The organism is Actinoplanes sp. 13 (assembly GCF_056134165.1).
The window spans coordinates 982,813-1,002,759 of the sequence record NZ_JBVYOQ010000001.1 but is presented as its reverse complement, the minus strand read 5'-3'; the positions used below and the strand labels follow the sequence as shown (position 1 = coordinate 1,002,759).

Below are 19,947 nucleotides of genomic sequence, written 5' to 3'. Positions count from 1 at the left end.
GTGACGAATCCGCCACAGGGCTACAGAACGTGATGAACAGCCCTCACGTAGGGGTTTGCGCGTCTGCTAACGTTCGCCGAACAGCCGGCGCGTAGGGTTGCGCCGGGGCACCCCGCGCCAGTCATCGGTCCCGGGCATTGAATCAGGAGGGTCACGGGATGGATTCCGTGCTGAGCGTCGTCGTGCCGATCTACAACGTGGCGCCGTACCTAGACGAGTGCCTCGAGTCGATCGCCGCTCAGTACTACTCGGCTCTCGAAGTAATCATGGTCGACGACGGGTCGACCGACGAGAGTGGTGAGATCGCCGCGGCGTTCGCCCGTCGTGACTCTCGGTTCAAGTTGGTGACCAAGGCCAACGCCGGTCTGGGCGCGGCGCGGAACACCGGTGTGGAGCATGCCACCGGGGAGTTCCTGATGTTCGTCGACAGCGACGACGTCGTCCCGCCGGCCGCCACCGAGCTGCTGATCGCCTCGATCACCGAGACCGGCTCGGATTTCGCCTCCGGCAACGTCATGCGGCTCACCAGCCGCGGGGTGCACCAGTCCGGTCTGCACCGGACCGCGTTCGCCACCACCTCGCTGCGCACCCACGTCAGCAAGCAGCCCTCGCTGATGGACGACCGCACCGCGTGGAACAAGGTCTTCCGCCGCAGCTTCTGGGATCAGCACAAGCTGGCCTTCCCGGAGGGCGTGCTCTACGAGGACACCCCGGTGATCGTCCCGGCGCACGTGCTGGCGAAGACGGTCGACGTGCTGGACGTGCCGGTCTACTACTGGCGCGAGCGCGAGGGCCAGGACAAGTCGATCACCCAGCGGCGGGACGAGGTGCGCGGCTTCGTCGACCGGCTGGCCGGGGTCGAGCAGGTCAGCAAGTTCCTGGCGAAGCACAAGCAGCACAAGATCAAGCGGATCTACGACGCCTCGGTGCTGCAGGGCGACCTGATGATCTTCATGCGGGAGCTGCCCCGGGTCGGCGACGAGTACCGCCAGATCTTCCTCGACGGCTGCAACCGCTACCTGGAGGGCGTCGACGCGCGGGTCTGGGAGGAAGTGCCGGCGGCGAACCGGGTGCTGTGGCGCCTGGTGCGCAACCGGATGCTGCCGGAGCTGCTGGAGATGATCCCGACCGTCCGGTCCCGGCACCGCATCGTCCGTAAGGGCCTGCGCCGGTACCACCGGTTGATGTTCCTCGAGGACCGCCTGCCGAACGTGCCGCGGTCGCTGTTCCTGGCCGGCATCCCCCGCCCGCGGACCCGGCTGCACGACGCCCAGTGGCGCGGCGACAAGCTGCACCTGCGCGGGCACGCGTTCATCCCCGGCCAGGCCGCCGCGCACGCCTGGTCGACCACCCGCCTGCTCTGGCTGCGCGACGAGAACGGGCGCCGGACCAAGCGCCTGCCGCTGGTCAACCACCGGTGCATCGACGCCACCGCGGTGCACGGCAGCCCGAGCATCTCGTACGACTGGTCGGGCTTCGACGCCGAGATCGACGTGCAGATGCTGCGCGGCGAGGACGGCGAGTGGCACGACGGCATCTGGACCGTGGTGGTCGGCGTCCTCGGCCTGGGACAGAAGAGCAAGGGCCCGCTGACGATCGGCGAGCACGCCAACCCGATCCGACTCACCAGCACGTACGTCGACAAGGACGTGCGTGTCACCCCCGTGATCACCAATGGCAAGGTGCAGCTGCACGTCGAGCACGTCGGCGCCCGAATCACCGGCGGGGCCGTGGTCGGCGACGACCTGGAGATCCGCGGGCAGGTGACCGGGGCGAACCGGCGGCCGGCGACGGCACGGCTCTCGCGCACCTCGGGAATCGTCTGGCGCAGTTACCCCGTCGACATCCAGGACGACGAGTTCGTCTTCCGGGTGCCGATCACCGACCTGGCCCCGCCCGGCACCGACTACCCGCAGCTGCTCCCGGGTGAGCCGGGCGAGCGCTGGGACGTCGAGCTGGCGCCCGGCGACGAGCACAGCACGCCGATCCGGCTGGCCGTGCACGAGTTCTTCACCTGGCCGCCGCTGTACCGGAACGGCCGGATGATCAACCTGCTGCCGGACGGCAAAGGCCACCCGGTGCTCACCGCGATGCCGCTGTCTCCCGCGCTCACCGGCATCGCCGCGGGCAGCTCGGGCTTCCGGCTGACCGGCACCGTCCCGCCCGGGGGCGACTGGAGCGAGCTGTGCGTGATCGCCCGGATCTCGAACGCCCGGCAGACCGTCGCGTTCCCGGTGGAGATCGACGGCGACACCTGGACCCTGGACCTGGACCCGTTGCGGGTGCCGAGCTTCGGCTGGGACGTGCGGCTGCGCGCCGGCACCTGGAACCTCTTCCACCGCGTCGGTGACGGCCCGATCCGGCCGCTGCCGATCTCCGCGAGCGGGCTGGACAACCTGCCGCTGTCGCATCCGGCCGATCCGCAGCGGGTCACCCTGGAGTGGCTCACCGACCAGCGCACCGTGATCCGGGTCCGGACCGCGCTGACCGACGAGGAGCGCGGCAAGGCCAACGGCCAGCGCAGCCGCACCGAGCTCTACCCGCGGATGCGCAAGACCCCGCTGCGCGACGTGGTGCTCTACAACAGTTTCACCGGCCGGCAATACTCGGACAGCCCGCGCGCGGTGCACGAGGAACTGGTCGCCCGCGGGCTGCCGCTGGGCCACCTCTGGGTGGTCTCGGACGGCCAGGCCGCGGTGCCGGAGACCGCCCGGGCTGTCGCACTCTGGCGCCAAGAGTGGTACGAGGCGCTCGCCACCAGCCGCTACATCGTCACCAACCAGCACCTGCCCGGCTGGTTCGAGCGGCGTGAGGGTCAGGTCGTCATCCAGACCTGGCACGGCACCCCGCTCAAGCGGATCGGCTTCGACATCGAGGACCTGCAGTTCGCCGACAAGCAGTACTTCGAGAAGCTCGAGGCCGAGGCGCAGAACTGGAGCCACCTGGTCTCGCCGAACACGTTCAGCACGCCGATCCTGCGCCGCGCCTTCCGCTACAAGGGCGAGATGCTGGAGATCGGGTACCCGCGTAACGACATCCTCTTCGCCGAGGGCGCGAAGCGCGACGCCATCGTCGCCGACGTGCGCGGCCGGATCGGCCTGCCGGCCGGCAAGAAGGTGGTGCTCTACGCGCCGACCTGGCGCGACGACGAGTACTACGCCGGCGGCCAGTACAAGATCACGATGATGCTCGACCTGGAAGCGGCCCGGGAACGGCTCGGCGACGACCACGTGCTGCTCGTGCGGCGGCACCCGAACGTGGTCGACGAGATCCGCGGCGCCGGCAACGGCTTCGTCTACGACGTCTCCGCCTACCCCGACATGGCCGACCTGCTGGCCATCGCCGACGTGCTGATCACCGACTACTCCTCGGTGATGTTCGACTTCGCCAGCACCGGCCGGCCGATGCTGTTCTTCACGTACGACCTGGAGAACTACCGGGACAACCTGCGCGGCTTCTACTTCGACTTCGAGGCGGAGGCGCCGGGACCGCTGCTCGCCACCTCGGACGAGGTGATCGACGCGGTCCGGGACGCCGACCAGGTCCGCGAGCAGTACGCCACCCGCTACAAGGCGTTCACCGAGCGGGCCAGCGACCTTGACGACGGGCACGCCGCCGCCCGGCTGGCCGACGCGATGCTCGCCGCCGGCCGCCGAATCCGTTAAGTCCATCGACTACCGCTAGGGACACGCAGTGTTTCGTGAGGTCTTCAAGTCCGAGGCCGACGTCAAGGCCGCCGAGGAGAAGCGCAAAGCCGCGGAGAAGCGGAAGGTCGAGGAGCGCAAGCGCCAGGCCGAGGACCGGAAGCTGCTCACCGACATCCGGTGGGAGCTGCAGGAGCAGCGCAAGTACCTCGAGGTCTTCCGGACCCTGCTGACCAAGGACGTGATCAACGAGGTGATCGCCTTCACCGGCGAGCACCAGCTGACGTTCGAGGACACCGTGCAGCGGATCATCGACGAGCGGGTGAGCTTCGCCCGGTTCGGCGACGGCGAGTTCAAGACGATGCTGCGCTCGGACTTCAACCTGAAGTTCCAGCCCTGGTCGCCGGGTCTCGCCTCCGAGCTGCGCCAGGTGCTGCGCTTCGACGGGTACGACCGGGACCGCCTGATGCTGGGCTTCCCGTACCCGTACCGGAACCTGCACTGGTCCGGCGTCTGGGTCGACATCTGGCACGAGGTGCGGCCCCTGCTGCGCACCGACCTGAAATACGGCAACAGCCACGTCTCCCGGCCGATCTTCTTCCAGCAGCTCGGCGACCGTGGCCTCGAGATGTGGCGGCAGGTCTGGCAGGACCGGGACATCTGCATCATCACCGGCGAGAACTCCCGGTTCACGCTGACCCCGCAGCTCTTCGACAACGTCAAGAGCAGCTCGTTCATCTACTCCACCCCGATCAACGCGTACGCCGACCTGCCCCGCCTGATGAAGGTGCTGGAGGACGAGGACCCGGAGAAGCTGTACCTGCTCTCCCTCGGCCCGGCCGGTACGCTGGTCAGCGCCTGGCTGTCCCGGATGGGGCGCTGGGCGATCGACGTGGGGCACATCAGCGACAGCTGGGCCAACGTCTTCAACGGTGGCGCCTGGCCCGAGTCGCTGGGCGTCAAGCGGAAGTGACCGACCTGAGGATCTGCACGAGTGACCCGGAGCACTATCGTTGCGTGATATGACCCCCATCCCGCTCGCTGAGGAACTTCTCCTCCTCGCGTACGACGACCAGACCGGTAAGGCGACCGGCTCGCGTATCGGGCTCGACCTGGGCATGGCCGCGGCCATCCTGATCGACCTGGCGCTGGCGAACCGGATCGCCTACGCGGCGGACGGCTACCTGAAGGTGGTCGACGCCACACCGCTCGGCGACCCGGTGGCCGACGCCGTCCTGGAGAAGGTGTCGGCGGAGGAGCCGCACACCCCCGCGCAGTGGCTGCAGCGCCTCCGGCACCGGCTGCGCACCCGGGTCCTGGAGGATCTGTGCGCCCGCGGCGTGGTGCAGGACGTGGACGAGACCCAGATGGGCGTCATCCACGTGCACCGCTACCCGACCACCGACCACGCCTACGAGGCCGAGATCCGGCAGCGCCTGGCAGCCGCGCTCACCAGCGACACCCCGCCGGACGAACGCACTGCCGCGCTGGCCACCCTGCTGGTGGCGGCCCGGATGGAGCCGGCGCTCAAGCTTCCGCAGGAAGACAGCGAGCGGGCGCACGCGCGGCTCCAGGAGATCGCCAGCAATGCCGGGTTCGTCGGGGACGTGAGTCTGGAGGACTCCATCGTGCGGCCGAGCGTGGCGCTGGTGGTGGCGACGCTGGGCAAGGCGATCTCGGCCGCGCTCGGTGCGCCCAAGATCGTCTGATTTCTTCTTCGTGTGACGGGAGAGCGGTTGCTGCCGCTCTCCCGCCGCTGTTTCCCGGCAGCCTTTCGCCTCCGGCGGAAGGCTCAGGGGATCTGCGCCGCGGGTGGGTGTGTGAAGTTGGGGTGCGTTTCGCGCCGAAAGGTCACACGCAAGCTTGCGGTTGAGGGCGTCACACTCCCAGGACCGTGGCGACTTCTCTCCGCAGCACCGCGAGAGCCTCCGTCGCCTGCTCCCGGGCAGCCCGCAGATCGCCGTCCCGCACCGGCTCCACCACTTCCAGGTAGGCCTTCAGTTTCGGCTCGGTCCCGGACGGCCGGATCACGACACGTGTCGACGCCGTGCGCAGCGTCAACACATCGTTCTCCGGCAGCAGGTCGGTCACGTCGACCGGCGCCCCCAGCAGAATTTCCGGCGGATTCTGCCGCGCCCGCGTCATGGCCCGGCCGATCTCGGCGAGGTCCTCGACGCGCACCGACAGTTGGTCAGTGGCGTGCAAGCCGAACTCGACGGCCAGCTCGTCCAGCCGGTCCCCGAGCCCGCGCCCCACGGCCTTCAGCTCGGCGGCCAGCTCGGCCACCCGCAGCGCAGCCGTGATGCCGTCCTTGTCGCGGACCATCCCCGGAGCGACGCAGTACCCCAGCGCCTCCTCGTAGCCGAACGCCAGGTCCTCCGCCGCCCGCACGATCCATTTGAACCCGGTGAGGGTCTCCGCATAGGGCACCCCCCGGGCGGCGCAGATCCGGCCCAGCAGGGCGGACGAGACTATCGTGGTCGCATAGAGGCCGGGGACCCCGCGGCGGATCAGGTGGTCGGCCAGCAGGACGCCGAGCTCGTCCCCGCGCAGAGCACGCCACGTGCCGCCGGCCTGCGGGACGGCCACCGCACAGCGATCCGCGTCCGGGTCGTTCGCGATGGCCAGGTCGGCTCCGGTCGCTTCGGCGAGCGCCAGCAGCAGATCCATGGCGCCGGGCTCCTCCGGATTGGGGAAAGCCACGGTCGGGAACGCCGGATCCGGTTCAGCCTGCTCCGCGACCACGGCAGGAGGCGCGAATCCGGCGGCGGTGAACGCGGCGGTCACCGTCTCCCCACCCACCCCGTGCAACGGCGTGTACGCGACGCTCAGGGCGCGGGGGCCGCCCTCGGACAGCACGGCGGCGGCGCTCCGGACGTACCCCTGGAAGATCGTCTCGTCGAGAAGGGTGCCCGGGTCGCCCAGCGGGACCGCTGTCAGGCTGCCGGCCGCCCGGATGGCGGCCTCGATGCCGGCGTCGGCCGGCGGCACGATCTGCGCGCCGTCCCCGGCCGGTCCGCCCAGCTGCCGGCCCAGGTAGACCTTGTAGCCGTTGTCCTCGGGCGGGTTGTGGCTGGCGGTAACCATCACGCCGGCCACCGCGTCGAGGGCCCGCACCGCGTACGCCAGGACCGGTGTGGGCAGTGTGCGGGGCATCAGCAGGGCGGGACGGCCGGCGCCGGTCGCGACCCGGGCGGTCTGTTCGGCGAACTCCCGGGAGCCGTGCCGGGCGTCGTACCCGATCACCAGCGGTCCCTGCCCGCCCTGTGCGGCCAGCCAGCCGACCAGCCCGGCCGCCGCCTGGGTGACCACCGCGAGGTTCATGCCGTTGGGGCCGGCCCGGAGCCGGCCGCGCAGCCCGGCGGTGCCGAAGGTGAGCGGCCCGGAGAAGCGGTCCCGCAGCTCGGCCGCGGTGGCCGGCAGGCCGTCGATCAGCTCGCGCAGCTCGGCCCGGCTCACCGGGTCGGGGTCGTCGGCGAGCCAGGCCTCGGCCCGGGCGATCAGGTCAACATCAACTTCGGACGCCATCAGGGATTGATAGCACAGCCGCCGTCACAGGTTCAGCTGAAAGCTCTCGGCCATGGCGTCGAAGTACTTCCTGCTGTCGGCGAAGTCGGCGTCCGTGGTGGTGAGGTAGAAGGAGTACATCTTCTTGTTCACCGTGGTCATCCGCCAGATGCCGTGCCGCTTGTTCTCGCCGCTGCCGCACGTGTATTCCAGCTCGGCGCCGGGGTTGCCGGCGACGTCGACCTGCTGGGTGCCGACCGCGGTGAACGGCGCCGGGCAGTTCTTCGACTTCTTCAGCCCGGCCGGCGCGGTCTCACTGACGAACTTGGTGGGGGGAATCGAGCCCTTTTCCACCAGGACCCGCACCTTGCGCAGCTTGTTGTCCGGGTCGATGTAGTCGACGTAGACGCCGCCGGCCGACCGGGTCCAGCCGGCCGGGACCTTCACGCTCACCGCGGCGTTGCCCTCGTAGTCCTGGGTTTCGACGTCGGCGGCCGGCTGGGCCGCGGGCGGCTGGGCCGCAGGCTCCGCCGGTGGCTTGTCGTCGCGGCCGGCGAACGCGAACACCAGCACCAGGATCAGCACGACCGCCGCGGCCGCGCCGCCGGAGATCAGCTGCTTGTTGCGCGGCCAGCCCTGGAACGTGGTGACCGCCTTCGAGGTGGTCTCCCGGGCGACCCGGGTCACGTTCTCGATCGCCTGGCGGCGTTTCACCGACGGGCTGGCCACCACGGTGCCGGGGCGGGCGTGCGGCGTCCACGAGTTCTGCGGCGGGATGACGCTCGTCGGGTCGGCGGAGGGGATCTGGTGCGCGGGCAGCATGCCGGTCGGCATCGCGGCCGCGGCGGCCTGCTCGGGGGCGCGACGGCGCCCGCCGCCCGCGTTCTGCTGCTCCAGCTTGGCCAGGTGGTCGGTGAGCGACTCGCCCGGCTGCAGCATGGCCCGGCCGCCGATCTGGCCGGTCGGCTGTGGCGGGATCGGCTGGGTCTCCGCGGGCGCCGGGCTGACCGGGCGCGGCTGGGAGACCACCGAGTACGGGTCGGTCATCATGTGCGGCGGGCTCTTGCTGGCCAGCGGCCCGGCCAGCTGCTGGCGGAGAATGGTGCGCGCGGTCTGCACGTCCATCCGCTGGGCCGGGTTCTTCTCCAGCAGGCCCATCAGCACCGGGGCGAGCGAACCGGCCCGGACCACCGGGGCCGGCGGGTCCTCGACCACCGCGTGCATGGTCTCGATCGGGTCGCCCTTGTCGAACGGCGGGCGGCCCTCGATGGCCGTGTAGAGCGTCACGCCGAGCGAGAACAGGTCGCTCGGCGGGCCGAACTCGTGGCCCATGGCCCGTTCCGGCGAGATGAAGTGCGGCGAGCCCAGCACCATGCCCGGCGTGGTCAGCTGAATGTCGGTGGGCATCCGGGCGACGCCGAAGTCGGTCAGCACGCACCGGCCGTCCTGGCAGATCAGCACGTTCGCCGGCTTCACGTCCCGGTGCAGCACGCCGTGGGCGTGCGCGACCTCGAGAGCGCCCAGCAGGGCGATGCCGATCTTGGCGACCACGCGCGGATTGACCGGGCCGTCCTCGATCACCATGTCGGCGAGGCTGCGGGCGTCCAGCAGCTCCATCACGATCCAGGGGCGGCCGTTCTCGTGGACCACGTCGTAGACCTGGACGACGGCGGGGTGCTGGAGAGCGGCGGCGGCGCGGGCCTCGCGCATGGTCCGCTCGTACATCGCGTCACGGTCGCTCGGGGCGAGGCCGGGCGGGAGGATGACCTCCTTGATCGCCACGTCCCGGCGCAGCAGCGTGTCCGCCGCGCGCCACACCGTTCCCATGCCGCCGTGACCCACCGCGGCGCGCAGCGTGTACCGCCCGCCGATGAGCGTGCCCGGGGCTGCACGTCCGCTGATCGGAGCGTTGTTGCCACCGCTCCACGTCGGAATCTGAGTCACTGAGGATGCCACCGAGGGGGTATAGGGGCTGTCGGCCAACCCCGCTATCTTGCCCGCTGCGGGCCGAGTAACAAAAGTCGCGGCCGGAGTGTTAATTACTTCTCGACCCTGCGTGACCGGGGGATGGCCCACGGTGCTCCGACCGGAACGCTCGGTGCCAAATCCCTCACTGTGGGCCGCCTGAACGAGCATTAGGATCTACCTGTGAACGCAGAGTCGGGTTTCCCGATCAAGCCGGTGTACGGCCCCGCCGACGTGCCCGCGGACACCGGGGACGAGCAGCCCGGTGAATACCCGTACACCCGTGGCGTCTATCCGACGATGTACACGAGGCGGCCGTGGACCATGCGGCAGTACGCGGGCTTCGGCACCGCGGCCGAGTCCAACGCGCGGTACCACCAGCTGCTCGCGGCCGGCACCATGGGCCTCTCGGTGGCGTTCGACCTGCCCACCCAGATGGGGTACGACTCCGACGATCCGATCGCGCACGGCGAGGTCGGCAAGGTCGGGGTGGCGATCGACTCGATCGACGACATGCGGCAGCTGTTCGACGGCATCCCGCTGGACCAGGTCTCCACGTCGATGACGATCAACGCGCCCGGCTCGGTGCTGCTGCTGCTCTACCAGCTCGTCGCCGAGGAGCAGGGCGTGCCGGGCAGCGCGCTGCAGGGCACCATCCAGAACGACATCCTGAAGGAGTACATCGCCCGCGGGACGTACATCTTCCCGCCCAAGCCGTCGCTGCGCCTGGTCGCCGACACGTTCGCCTACTGCCGCACCGAGATCCCGAAGTGGAACACCATCTCCATCTCCGGGTACCACATGGCCGAGGCCGGCGCGTCGCCCGCGCAGGAGATTGCTTTCACCCTGGCCAACGGCATCGAGTACGTGCGGGCCGCGATCGCCGCCGGCCTCGCGGTGGACGACTTCGCACCCCGGCTCTCGTTCTTCTTCGTGGCGCGCACCACACTGCTCGAGGAGATCGCCAAGTTCCGCGCTGCGCGGCGGATGTGGGCCCGGATCATGCGCGACGACTTCGGCGCGAAGAACCCGAAGTCGATGATGCTGCGGTTCCACACCCAGACCGCGGGCGTGCAGCTCACCGCCCAGCAGCCGGAGGTCAACCTGATCCGGGTGGCGGTCCAGGCGCTGGGCGCGATCGCCGGTGGCACCCAGTCGCTGCACACCAACGCGTACGACGAGGCGCTCGCCCTGCCCACCGAGAAGTCCGCCCGGCTCGCGTTGCGTACCCAGCAGGTGCTCGCCTACGAGAGCGGGCTGACCGGCACCGTCGACCCGTTCGCCGGGTCGTACGCGGTGGAGGCGCTGACCGACGCGGTGGAGAAGGAGGCCACCGCGCTGATCGACCGGGTCTTCGAGTACGGGTCGGCGGTCGACGCCATCGAACAGGGTTTCCAGAAGGGCGAGATCGAGACGTCGGCGTACCGGATCGCCACCGAGATCGACGCGGCGGAGCGGGTGGTCGTCGGGGTCAACCGGTTCGTCGCCGACACCGAGGAGAAGTACGAGCCGCTGCGGGTCGATCCGGCGATCGAGGCCGCCCAGGTGGCCCGCCTCGCCCGGCTGCGGGCCGACCGCGACGACCCCGCCGTCCAGGCCGCCCTGGCAGATCTGGCGAAGGGCGCCGCCGGAAGTGTGAACGTCCTACCGTTGATGAAAGAGGCGTTGCGTCTCCGTGCCACCGTGGGGGAGGTATGCCACACGCTGCGCGGGGTATGGGGCGTGCATCGCCCGGTGGAACGGTTCTGAGCAGCACGACGTACTCCCAGTCTGTCGCGTCACCTCCGCGATCGACTACCAGTTGAGGAGGTGGCGGGCCGGGACGACCTCCCGTGCGCCCGCATGACCTCGTTCGCAGCGCTGCACCGCGGGGCCGGCATGTTTACCCGACCGTTACACAGCGTGATCGAAAACGGATTATGCTGTCGCGCGTTGCGAAACCCGACAAACCTTCGAGAGTGAATACGGAATCCGACGTGACTACTGCTCTGACGGCGCCCGAGGGCGCCGAGACGGCGTGGCCCGGGCCGCTGCCCGGTGCTGATCCCCTCCCTGGCCAGCTGGACCGCTGGCTGGCGGCGCGGGGTGCCGAGCTGGTAGCGATTCGTCGGCACATCCACGCCCACCCCGAGCCGTCACACTCCGAGTTCGAGACCGCCGCGTTGATCGCCCGCGAGCTGACCGTGGCCGGTCTCACGCCGCGCATCCTGCCCCGCGGCAACGGCGTGGTCTGCGACATCGGCGAGGGTGACCGGGTCATCGCGTTCCGCGCCGACATCGACGCGCTGCCGCTGCAGGACATGAAGGACGTGCCGTACCGCAGCACCGTGGACGAGCTCGCCCACGCCTGCGGCCACGACGTGCACACCACCATCCTGCTCGGTCTCGGCCTGGCCCTGGCCCAGCTCCACGAGCAGGGCGAGCTGCCCGGCCGGGTCCGGCTGATCTTCCAGCCCGCCGAGGAGGCGATCCCCTCCGGCGCCCCCGAGGTGATCGCCGCCGGCGCGCTCAAGGACGTCGCCGCGATCTACGCGCTGCACTGCTACCCGCAGCTGCCCGCCGGCCTGGTCGGGGTGCGCTCCGGCCCGTTCACCGCGGCCGCCGACACCGTCCGGGTGGCGCTCACCGGGCCCGGCGGCCACACCGCCCGCCCGCACCTGACCGCCGACCTGGTGCACGCGCTCGGCCGGGTCATCGTCGACGTTCCCGCGCTGCTCGACCGCCGGGTCGACCCGCGGGCCGGTGTCTCGCTGGTCTGGGGCGCCGTCCACGCCGGCCAGGCGTTCAACGCGATCCCCGGCGCCGGCGAGCTGCTCGGCACGGTCCGCATCCTGAACCGCGACGCGTGGCGCGAGGCCCCCGACCTGATCAGCAAGCTGATCCGCGACGTGGTGGCCCCGACCGGCGCGGAGGTCGACATCACGTACACCCGCGGCGTCCCACCGGTGATCAACGACCGGATGGCCTCCGCCATCATCGCCGGCGCGGCGGGCGCGGCCCTCGGCGCCGACCGGGTGGTCGAGGCCGAGCTGAGCATGGGCGGCGAGGACTTCTCGTTCTACCTGGAACACGTCCCCGGCGCGATGATCCGCCTCGGCACCGGCGTTCCCGGCTCGGACGTCCGCCACGACCTGCACCAGGGTGACTTCGACGTGGACGAGAGCTGCATCGGCCACGGGGTGCGGATCATGACGCACACCGCGCTGGCCGCGCTCTCGACGGGCGCTTTCTGATCACAAGAATCAGGCGGGGGTACGCCCAGGACGAGTCCCGGGGCCACCCCGCGACCTGATTGCCGGGTCACTGCGATGCCGCGCCCGCCGGGCGTGAGCGGTGGTGATCCACGTGCAGCTCCGCCGCGCGACCACCCACTCTCCGCCCGGCGGGCGCGGCAGAGGCGGGAGTGGGCAGGTCGTCGCGCTGTGGCGCGGGACCGGTCGTGTCTCGTACATCCGCAGGGATCTTGATTTTTCCGGCAGATGCCGGTGAGGGTTACGGGGTGCCGGTGGTGTCCGGGGTCAGGGTGCGGCGGCGCCGGTAGCGGCGGACGGCCCAGAAGATCGCCCAGGCCGGCAGGCCGAAGGCGACGAGCCACGGGAGCAGGGCGCCGAGCACGGTCATCAGGACGGCGAGCGACGCGGTCAGGGCGTTCCAGCCGCCGGAGAGGCCGGCCAGGAAGCCGGGCGCGTCGTCGTCGGGATCGGTGGCGCGGGCGTCCGGGTCGAGCAGGACGACCGTGATGGTGGAGAGGGCGGTCAGGTCGGCGAGCCGGCGCTTCTTCGCCTCCAGCGAGGCCAGGTCGGACTCGCGGGTGGCCACCTCGCGTTCCAGCATGACCAGGTCGTCGAGGCTCTTCGCCTGGCCGAGCAGCTTGCGGCCGCTGTCCACCCGGGCCTTCTGCACGGCGATCCGGGCGTCCAGGTCGACGATGGCCTCGGTGACGTCCTCGGTGTTGATGCCGCGGACCTCCTCGGTGCCGAGCTTGGCGAGCTGGTCGACCACCGCGTTGAACTTGGCGGCCGGCACGCGGAGGGTGAGGTTGGCGGTGTCGGAGCTGTCGCCGGTGCGCCGGTCGTCGGCGCCGACGAAGCCGCCGGACGCGGAGGCGATGCCGGTGGCCTGGGCGGCCGCCGCGGTGACGTCCTCCACCCGGACGGTGATCGACCCGGTGTAGATGATGGAGCGCTGGTCGACGCGGAGGTCCGGCGCCTGCGCGGTGGTGTTCTGGCCCTGTTCGGCCTCGCCGGCGGCGGGCGGTGCCTGGTCCGCCACCCGGCCGGCAGCGGGCGCCTCGGCGGGCGCCCCGGCGGAGGAGTTGGTGTCGCTGGAGTTGTCGGCGCCGCAGCCGGCCAGGAGGGCGCCGGCGAGCAGCACCGCGCCGGCCAGCTTGATGGTTCCCCGTTTATGCATCGTCGCTCCGATCTCAAAGTGATTGACCGTGGGACGTACGGCGGACACGGTCCGGTTCCGGCAGACTGCGAGATGACCGGTCACGATTCAGCTGCGGAGGGGTCCCGTGCGCGTCACGAAGTTCACGCATTCCTGCCTACGGGTCGAAGGCGCGGGGGTGCTCGTCGTGGATCCTGGTGAATTCTCCGAGTCGTCCGCATTGGCCGGTGCGGATGCTGTGCTGGTCACCCACGAGCACGCCGACCACCTGGACGTGGCGGCGGTGACCGCGGCGGTGTCCCGGCGGCCCGGCCTGCGAATCTTCGCGCACGAGGCGGTGCTGCCACTCCTCGCGGACGTGGCCGGCGCGACGACCGCGGTGCGGGCGGGGGAGGAGTTCGAGGCGGCCGGCTACCGGATCCGGGCGTTCGGCGGCCAGCACGCGATCATCCATCCGTACGTGCCGGTCTTCGCGAACCTGGGCTTCCTCGTCTCGGACGGTGCCACCAACCTGTACCACCCGGGTGACTCGTTCGCGCTGCCGGACCAGGAGGTGGAGACTCTGTTCGTGCCGTTGAACGCGCCCTGGGCGACGATCGCGGAGTCGCTGGAGTTCGCCCGGACCGTGCGGCCCGCGCGGGCTTTCGCGCTGCACGACGGGCTGGTGAACGAGCGGGGCGCCGCGATCTACGGCAAGCACCTGGAGAGCTTCTCCGATACGAGATATCAGCGCCTGGCGCCCGGCACGGTGCTCGACTGACGTGCCGAGCAGCACCGACAGCATCGTCCGGCGGCTCTACGAGGAGCCGCCGGACAATTTCGTGGCGAGCCGGGCCGCCGCCGTCGACGAGGCCCGCCGCGGCGGCGACCGGGAGACGGCCAAGCGGCTCGCCGCGCTGAAGAAGCCGACCGTGGCGGCCTGGGTGGTCAACCTGCTCGCGATGAAGCGCCCGGACCTCATCGGGGAGCTGGTCGAGCTGGCCACCGCGCTGCGTGCCGCCCAGCGCGAGTTGCAGGGTGAGCAGCTGCGGGAACTCTCCACGCAGCGCCGGCAGTTCGTGTCGGCGCTGGTGGTGACGGCCCGCAAGCTGGCGGTGGAGGCCGGGACACCGGCGGCGCGGCTGCCGCTGGCGGAGGTGGAGGCGACGCTCACCGCGGCGCTGGCAGAACCGGAGATCGCCGAGCAGGTGCGCAGCGGCCGGCTGATCCGGGCGGCCACCTATGCGGGGTTCGGTGAGGTGCCGCGGCCCCGGCTGCGGCTGGTCACGGACACGTCCGCCGACTCCGCCGAGGATGAGCCAGAAACGCCGGAGACCGAGGGCCCGGCCCGGGAGCGGACGGCCACCGCCCGCGAACGGGCCGCGGCCGAGCAGCGGCGGCGCGAGAACGAGCGCAAGCGCCGCGAGCTGGAGCGGCAGCTGAGCGCCGCGATGGCCGCCGAACGGCGCGCCGACGGTCAGCTGGAACGGGCGGAGAGCGCCGAGCGCGACGCCGAGCACCTGGTCGAGGACCTCGAGGCGGAACTGGCCGAGATGGAGCGACGGCGCACCGAGGCGGTGGCCGACGTGGCCCGCCGCAAACTCGCCCGGCGCACCGCCGAGCGGGAGGCGGCGGCCGCCCGGCGGCAGGTCGGTGACGTGCAGGCCGCCCTCGATGACCTGGAAGCGGACGAATCCGACTAGGACGGTCCTAACAGATGAGACAGTCACGATCGGGGAGCGTTTTCTTTCCCCGCGCAAGGAGAGCAGAATCGGGCAGGTGACCCCGGAACAGGCAGCGGCGAACGCCAAAGCGGGACTCGCCACCATCATCGGCGCCTTCGCGGAATCACCGCAGACCCTGCGCCGTGCCCGGTTGCTGGGCCTCTCCGGCTGGGCCTATCACGTCTCGGCCCGGGCTGGCGCGCTCGGTGAGGTCCGACCGGAGACGGCGGCCTCCGTGCTGGCCTTCATAGCGCCGGAAGCGGTGACCGACGGCTGGGAGGCGACGGCCAAGACGTCCGCACCGTCCGAAGTGGCCGGTTGGCACCTGCACGAGCTGTGCACCTGGGGCGCCGAGCAACTGAGCGCCTTCCCCCGGCTGGCCCGCCTGCTCGAGCTGGGCGGCCGGGTCGTCGACGCGGTGGACCCGGCCGGCCTGCCGCTGTTCGCGGCCTGGCGGGCGATGCCGCCGCCGGACACCACCGCCGGCGCGCGGGCCGCGGTGCTGCTGCACCTGCTGCACGAGCACCGGCAGGGGGTCTACGTGATCGCGGTGCGGGCCGGCGGCCTCACCCCGATCGAGGCCATCATCGCCGGCCCGGACGGCGAGACCGGCGCCGTGGCGTTCGGCTGGCAGCCGCCGTACCCGCCGGCCGGTCCGCTGGTGCGCCGTCTGATGTGGGCCGAGGCGGTGGCCAACTCGCTGGCCGGGCAGGCGTACGCGGCGCTGGACCGGCAGGAGCGGGTGGAGTTCGCCGGACTGCTCGAGTCGCTGAGTCATCGCCTGACCCGATAGGCCCCGCTCCGCCGGGCGGGACGGGAAAGTCGGTTGGCGGCGGCCGCACGGGCGTGGTCGGATGCCGGCATGACCGCGCTGCCCGCCGGCTGGAGGACCCGCCGGCCCACCCTCGACGACGTGCCCGCGATCCTGGAGCTGGTGCACGCCGTCGACATCGCCTCGGTGGGGGAGCCGGACTTCACCAGCGACGAGGTGCGCGAGGAACTGACCGGGCCGCACACGGACATGGCCCGGGACTCGTGGGTCGCGCTGGACCCGGCGGGCCGCCTCGTCGGCTGGGCGTACCCGCGCAACACCACCGGGCAGGCGCGCGACTTCGCCGAGGTCTACGTGTGGCCCGGGCGCGGCGAGCCGGCCCGCAGGCCGCTGCTGGGGCTGCTGATGGGCCGGATGGCCGAACGCGCCGCCGAGCTCGGCCACGACGTCTACGCGATACGCGCGGCCGCGATACCGAACGAGACGAGCCACATCGAGGCGCTGACCGAGGCCGGTTTCGTCTTCCTCAAGCAGCACGCCCGGATGCAGCTGTCGCTGGCAGGCGTCGCGCCGGCCGCCCCCGCACCGCCGGCCGGGGTCACCGTCCGGCCGGTGCGGGCCGGCGACGACGCCGAGATGCGGCGGTTCCACGCCGTCGTCGAGGAGGCGTTCCGGGACTCCGACCATCCGGCCGTGTCATATCCGGACTGGCGCGGGCAGTTCGAGGCCGAGACCGGGGTGGCCTTCGACGAGTGGCTGGTCGCCGAGGTCGATGGCGTGGTGGCCGGGGCGCTGCAGTCCGGCGGCAACGGCGGTGACGAGGACCACGACGAGGGCTGGGTGCGGTACCTCGCCGTGCTCCGCCCGTACCGCAAGCGGGGTGTGGGCGAGACACTGCTGCGGCACGCCTTCGCCCGTTACGGCGCCAAGGGCCGCACGAAGGCAGGCCTCGGCGTCGACCTGGCCAACCCGACCGACGCCGCGCGCCTGTACTTCAAGGTCGGTATGACGCCGTTGTACCGGGCCGACGTCTACGAGACCACCGTCACAGCGGCCGGAGACTAGATCTCCGGCTTCGGGGTCGCGGTGGGCCTGCGGCGCAGCTCCTCGACGTAATCGTCGGGTGCGCCGGCCTTCTCGGCGGCATTGGCGATCTCCGAGAGGTACCACGCGGTCGGCATGCCGCCCTCGTACCCGGCGAAGACGTAGACCCAGGCGGTCACCTCACCGTCGAGCGTCGAGACACGCACGGTGAGCTTCTGGTACGCCCCGGCGGTCACCCCCTCGACCTCGTCGAGCTGTGCCGCGTCCCACGGGTGGACGTCGTAGACGGAGACGAACACCCGGTCGCCGGGTGACTCGACGATCGTGGTTACCGCTCCCTCCCAGCCCATCTCTCCCTCACCGGCAAAGGTGAGGCGCCAGCCTTCGATCCACCCCACGCCGACCATCGGCGAGTGCGGACAGTAGGCCCGCATGCGGGCGGGGTCCAGGTTCGAGCCATACGCGGCGTAGTGACGCACGGCGACGACGATAGTCGTAGCGGCGGGTGGTGAGAATATGGAACGTGCGTGTCGGCACGTCCCTTCGGGGTTAATCGTGGGTTTTCCGCTAGTTGGAGGTCGGAAGTCGTGAGCCGGATCGTGATCATCGGTGGGGGGCCAGGTGGCTACGAAGCCGCCCTCGTCGCCGCACAGCTCGGCGCGGAGGTGACCCTCGTCGAGGCGGACGGTCCCGGCGGCGCGTGCGTCCTGACCGACTGTGTGCCTTCCAAAGCCTTCATCGCCAGTTCCGAGGTGATGACCGGGTACCACCACAACGAGGGGTTCGGCATCCGCGCGGCCGGCCTGGAGACCGTGAGCGTCGACGCCGTGGCGGTGAACGCGCGGGTCAAGAAGCTGGCGCTGGCACAGAGCGGCGACATCCAGACCAAGCTGGTCAAGGCCGGGGTGGACGTGGTCCGCGGCCGGGCCCGGCTCGGCGAGGACCGGCTCGGCCACACCCACCAGGTGCTGATCACCCCGGACGGCGGGGAGGACTACGCGGTCGAGGCCACCACTGTGCTGCTGGCCACCGGCGCGACCCCGCGGGTGCTGCCCACCGCGCGCCCGGACGGCGAGCGGATCCTGGACTGGCGCCAGGTGTACGACCTGACCGAGCTCCCCGAGCATCTGATCGTGATCGGCTCCGGCGTGACCGGCGCCGAGTTCGCCAGCGCGTACCTGGCGATGGGTGTGCGTGTGACGCTTGTCTCCAGCCGGGAGCGGGTCATGCCGCACGAGGACGCCGACGCCGCCATGGCGATCGAGCGGGTCTTCCGGGACCGCGGCATGACGATCCTGAGCCGGGCACGGGGCAAGTCGGTGGTCAACACCGGTTCCGGCGTGCAGGTCACCCTCGGCGACGACCGGGTGATCGAGGGCTCGCACGCGCTGATCGCGGTCGGCGCCGTGCCGAACACCGGCGACCTGGGTCTGGCGGAGTACGGGGTGGCGGTCGGCGACGGCGGTTACGTGACGGTGGACCGGGTGTCGCGGACCAACGTGCCGGGCATCTACGCCGCCGGCGACTGCACCGGGGTGCTTCCGCTGGCCAGTGTGGCCGCGATGCAGGGCCGGATCGCGATCTGGCACGCGATGGGGGAGGCGGTGGCGCCGCTGCGGCTGCGGACCGTCTCAGCGAACGTCTTCACCGACCCGGAGCTGGCCACCGTCGGGGTCTCCCAGAACGAGGTGGACTCCGGGCGTACCCCGGCGCGGCAGGTGATGCTGCCGCTGACCGGCAACGCCCGGGCCAAGATGGCCGGCCTCCAGGACGGGTTCGTGAAGCTCTTCTGCCGCCCGGCCACCGGCCAGATCATCGGTGGCGTGGTGGTGGCGCCCAAGGCCAGCGAGCTGATCCTGCCGATCACCATGGCGATCGAGAACAACCTCACCGTGGACCAGCTGGCCCACACGATCACGATCTATCCCTCGCTGTCCGGCTCGATCGCCGAGGCCGCCCGTCAGCTCATGCTGCACGAGATCCAGTAGCGGCTTCGGTGTCCTCCTGGTCCTCCTCGTCCGGCTTGCCGCCGAAGAGGGCCAGGATCCAGCCGGCCGTGCCGAAGATCACCGCGGCGGTGGCCGCGATCGCGAACAGCCGCCACGCGGACTGGGTGATCGCGGTGCCGCCCAGGTGCCCGACCAGCCCGCCGTAACACGCCCAGCTGAGCGAGGCCAGGCCGTCATAGGCGACGAAGAGCTTGACCGGGTAACCGGTGCGGCCGGCGTGGTAACCGGACGCCATCCGGCCGCCGGGCACGAACCGGCAGAGCAGCATCACGAGCGGGCCGGGGCGGCGCAGACCCCGGGTGAAGCGCTCGGCGGCCCGGCGGGTCTTGGAGGGGTCGGCGTCCTCGTTGCGCGGCGCGAACCGGGCGCGCAGGGCGCTCAGCCGGTCGCCGGTGGACCGGCCCAGCACGAACGCGACGGCGTCACCGGTGAACATGCCCAACGCCCCTACCGCGATGACCGCGGCCAGATCAAGATTGCCGTAGACGGTGAGCGCCCCTGAGGTGATCATGATGGCCTGGATCGGCACGACCGGCACCAGGGCGTCCACCGCCAGAAAACCGAACAGGGCAAGGTACGCCCACGCGGGTGTCGCCAGCACGGTCAACAGTTCGGTCATCGGCGGGTCACCTCACGGCTTCGGGACTCACGGCATTGTCCGTGGGCGTTGCTGAGAGTGCGCTGTGTTCAGCATGCTCCCCCACCCGGTCGGCACAGCGGTGATGCCGGACACGCTACGGGCCGTGTTCATCCCCGCGCGCCTCCTTTTCCGGCTCCGGCGGCGGCGGGCGTACCGTTGGACTGCCCGCGGCCAGGGGTCCCGGTGATCCCCGGCATCGCGGCAGCGGGCCGCCGGTAGGTCCCGTATCGGCGGCCCGTCCTGTTCAGTGACGGTGCGATGGCCCGGTCGCTGT

15 protein-coding genes are annotated in these 19,947 nt (G+C 71.1%); 10 read left to right on the top strand and 5 right to left on the bottom strand.

The features are described 5' to 3' along the window. Positions 1–158 precede the first annotated feature (158 nt). Genes AC0NH5_RS04565 through AC0NH5_RS04555 form a run of 3 tightly spaced genes read left to right on the top strand, consistent with a single transcriptional unit; the run spans position 159 to position 5,353 of the window. Positions 159–3,665 carry a bifunctional glycosyltransferase/CDP-glycerol:glycerophosphate glycerophosphotransferase gene (locus AC0NH5_RS04565; protein ID WP_474400250.1) on the top strand — a complete coding sequence of 1,169 codons (3,507 nt, stop codon included), beginning with the start codon at positions 159–161 and terminating at the stop codon, positions 3,663–3,665. Between the two features lie 28 nt (positions 3,666–3,693). Beyond that, positions 3,694–4,617, top strand: a complete 924-nt coding sequence (locus AC0NH5_RS04560; protein ID WP_474400248.1) for a GT-D fold domain-containing glycosyltransferase — start codon at positions 3,694–3,696, stop codon at positions 4,615–4,617. A 49-nt stretch (positions 4,618–4,666) separates the two neighbouring features. Then, positions 4,667–5,353: a GOLPH3/VPS74 family protein gene (locus AC0NH5_RS04555; protein ID WP_474400246.1), complete on the top strand. Its 687-nt coding sequence runs from the start codon at positions 4,667–4,669 to the stop codon at positions 5,351–5,353. 169 nt (positions 5,354–5,522) lie between these two features. On the opposite strand, the gene AC0NH5_RS04550 is transcribed toward AC0NH5_RS04555, so the two are convergent. After that, entirely contained in the window at positions 5,523–7,172 is a 1,650-nt protein-coding gene (locus AC0NH5_RS04550; RefSeq protein WP_474400244.1) for a phospho-sugar mutase, read from the bottom strand. Positions 7,173–7,196: 24 nt separating this feature from the next. Then, positions 7,197–9,095 (bottom strand): serine/threonine-protein kinase, encoded by a 1,899-nt coding sequence (locus AC0NH5_RS04545; protein ID WP_474400242.1) that lies wholly within the window; start codon positions 9,093–9,095, stop codon positions 7,197–7,199. 204 nt (positions 9,096–9,299) lie between these two features. On the opposite strand from AC0NH5_RS04545, the gene AC0NH5_RS04540 reads away from it, so the two are divergent. Together AC0NH5_RS04540 and AC0NH5_RS04535 are read left to right on the top strand one after the other, a co-directional pair. Further along, the gene (locus AC0NH5_RS04540) at positions 9,300–10,865 is read left to right on the top strand and encodes an acyl-CoA mutase large subunit family protein (RefSeq protein WP_474400241.1); all 1,566 of its coding nucleotides are present in this window, start codon (positions 9,300–9,302) and stop codon (positions 10,863–10,865) included. A gap of 227 nt (positions 10,866–11,092) precedes the next feature. Beyond that, a complete protein-coding gene (locus tag AC0NH5_RS04535; protein WP_474400239.1) occupies positions 11,093–12,349 on the top strand; it encodes an amidohydrolase in 1,257 nt (418 codons plus the stop codon). A gap of 259 nt (positions 12,350–12,608) precedes the next feature. Here AC0NH5_RS04535 and AC0NH5_RS04530 read toward each other — a convergent pair whose 3' ends face one another. Further along, entirely contained in the window at positions 12,609–13,526 is a 918-nt protein-coding gene (locus AC0NH5_RS04530) for a DUF4349 domain-containing protein (protein WP_474400237.1), read from the bottom strand. A 106-nt stretch (positions 13,527–13,632) separates the two neighbouring features. Between AC0NH5_RS04530 and AC0NH5_RS04525 the strand changes: the two genes are divergently transcribed. The 4 genes from AC0NH5_RS04525 to AC0NH5_RS04510 all read left to right on the top strand — a co-directional run bounded on the left by AC0NH5_RS04525 (position 13,633) and on the right by AC0NH5_RS04510 (position 17,045). Next, the gene (locus AC0NH5_RS04525) at positions 13,633–14,265 is read left to right on the top strand and encodes an MBL fold metallo-hydrolase (protein ID WP_474400235.1); all 633 of its coding nucleotides are present in this window, start codon (positions 13,633–13,635) and stop codon (positions 14,263–14,265) included. Between the two features lies 1 nt (position 14,266). Beyond that, entirely contained in the window at positions 14,267–15,187 is a 921-nt protein-coding gene (locus AC0NH5_RS04520) for a hypothetical protein (protein ID WP_474400233.1), read from the top strand. A 76-nt stretch (positions 15,188–15,263) separates the two neighbouring features. Further along, positions 15,264–16,001, top strand: coding sequence for an SCO6745 family protein (locus AC0NH5_RS04515; RefSeq protein WP_474400232.1), 738 nt, complete (start codon positions 15,264–15,266; stop codon positions 15,999–16,001). Positions 16,002–16,070: 69 nt separating this feature from the next. After that, entirely contained in the window at positions 16,071–17,045 is a 975-nt protein-coding gene (locus AC0NH5_RS04510) for a GNAT family N-acetyltransferase (RefSeq protein ID WP_474400230.1), read from the top strand. Here AC0NH5_RS04510 and AC0NH5_RS04505 read toward each other — a convergent pair. Next, positions 17,042–17,503, bottom strand: coding sequence for a gamma-glutamylcyclotransferase (locus AC0NH5_RS04505; RefSeq protein WP_474400229.1), 462 nt, complete (start codon positions 17,501–17,503; stop codon positions 17,042–17,044). The two genes, AC0NH5_RS04510 and AC0NH5_RS04505, sit on opposite strands and share 4 nt — an antisense overlap. A gap of 108 nt (positions 17,504–17,611) precedes the next feature. Here AC0NH5_RS04505 and AC0NH5_RS04500 point away from each other — a divergent pair, with 108 nt between their 5' ends. Then, positions 17,612–19,012: an NAD(P)H-quinone dehydrogenase gene (locus tag AC0NH5_RS04500; protein WP_474400228.1), complete on the top strand. Its 1,401-nt coding sequence runs from the start codon at positions 17,612–17,614 to the stop codon at positions 19,010–19,012. On the opposite strand, the gene AC0NH5_RS04495 is transcribed toward AC0NH5_RS04500, so the two are convergent. After that, entirely contained in the window at positions 18,990–19,652 is a 663-nt protein-coding gene (locus tag AC0NH5_RS04495; protein ID WP_474400226.1) for a DedA family protein, read from the bottom strand. The genes AC0NH5_RS04500 and AC0NH5_RS04495 overlap by 23 nt on opposite strands. Positions 19,653–19,947 lie beyond the last annotated feature (295 nt).

Bases quoted from the DNA above. Each gene is read 5' to 3' on its own strand.
- AC0NH5_RS04565 (WP_474400250.1), top strand. From the start codon at position 159: ATGGATTCCGTGCTGAGCGTCGTCGTGCCGATCTACAACGTGGCGCCG.
- AC0NH5_RS04555 (WP_474400246.1), top strand. From the start codon at position 4,667: ATGACCCCCATCCCGCTCGCTGAGGAACTTCTCCTCCTCGCGTACGAC.
- AC0NH5_RS04550 (WP_474400244.1), bottom strand. From the start codon at position 7,172: ATGGCGTCCGAAGTTGATGTTGACCTGATCGCCCGGGCCGAGGCCTGG.
- AC0NH5_RS04530 (WP_474400237.1), bottom strand. From the start codon at position 13,526: ATGCATAAACGGGGAACCATCAAGCTGGCCGGCGCGGTGCTGCTCGCC.
- AC0NH5_RS04510 (WP_474400230.1), top strand. From the start codon at position 16,071: ATGACCGCGCTGCCCGCCGGCTGGAGGACCCGCCGGCCCACCCTCGAC.
- AC0NH5_RS04495 (WP_474400226.1), bottom strand. From the start codon at position 19,652: ATGACCGAACTGTTGACCGTGCTGGCGACACCCGCGTGGGCGTACCTT.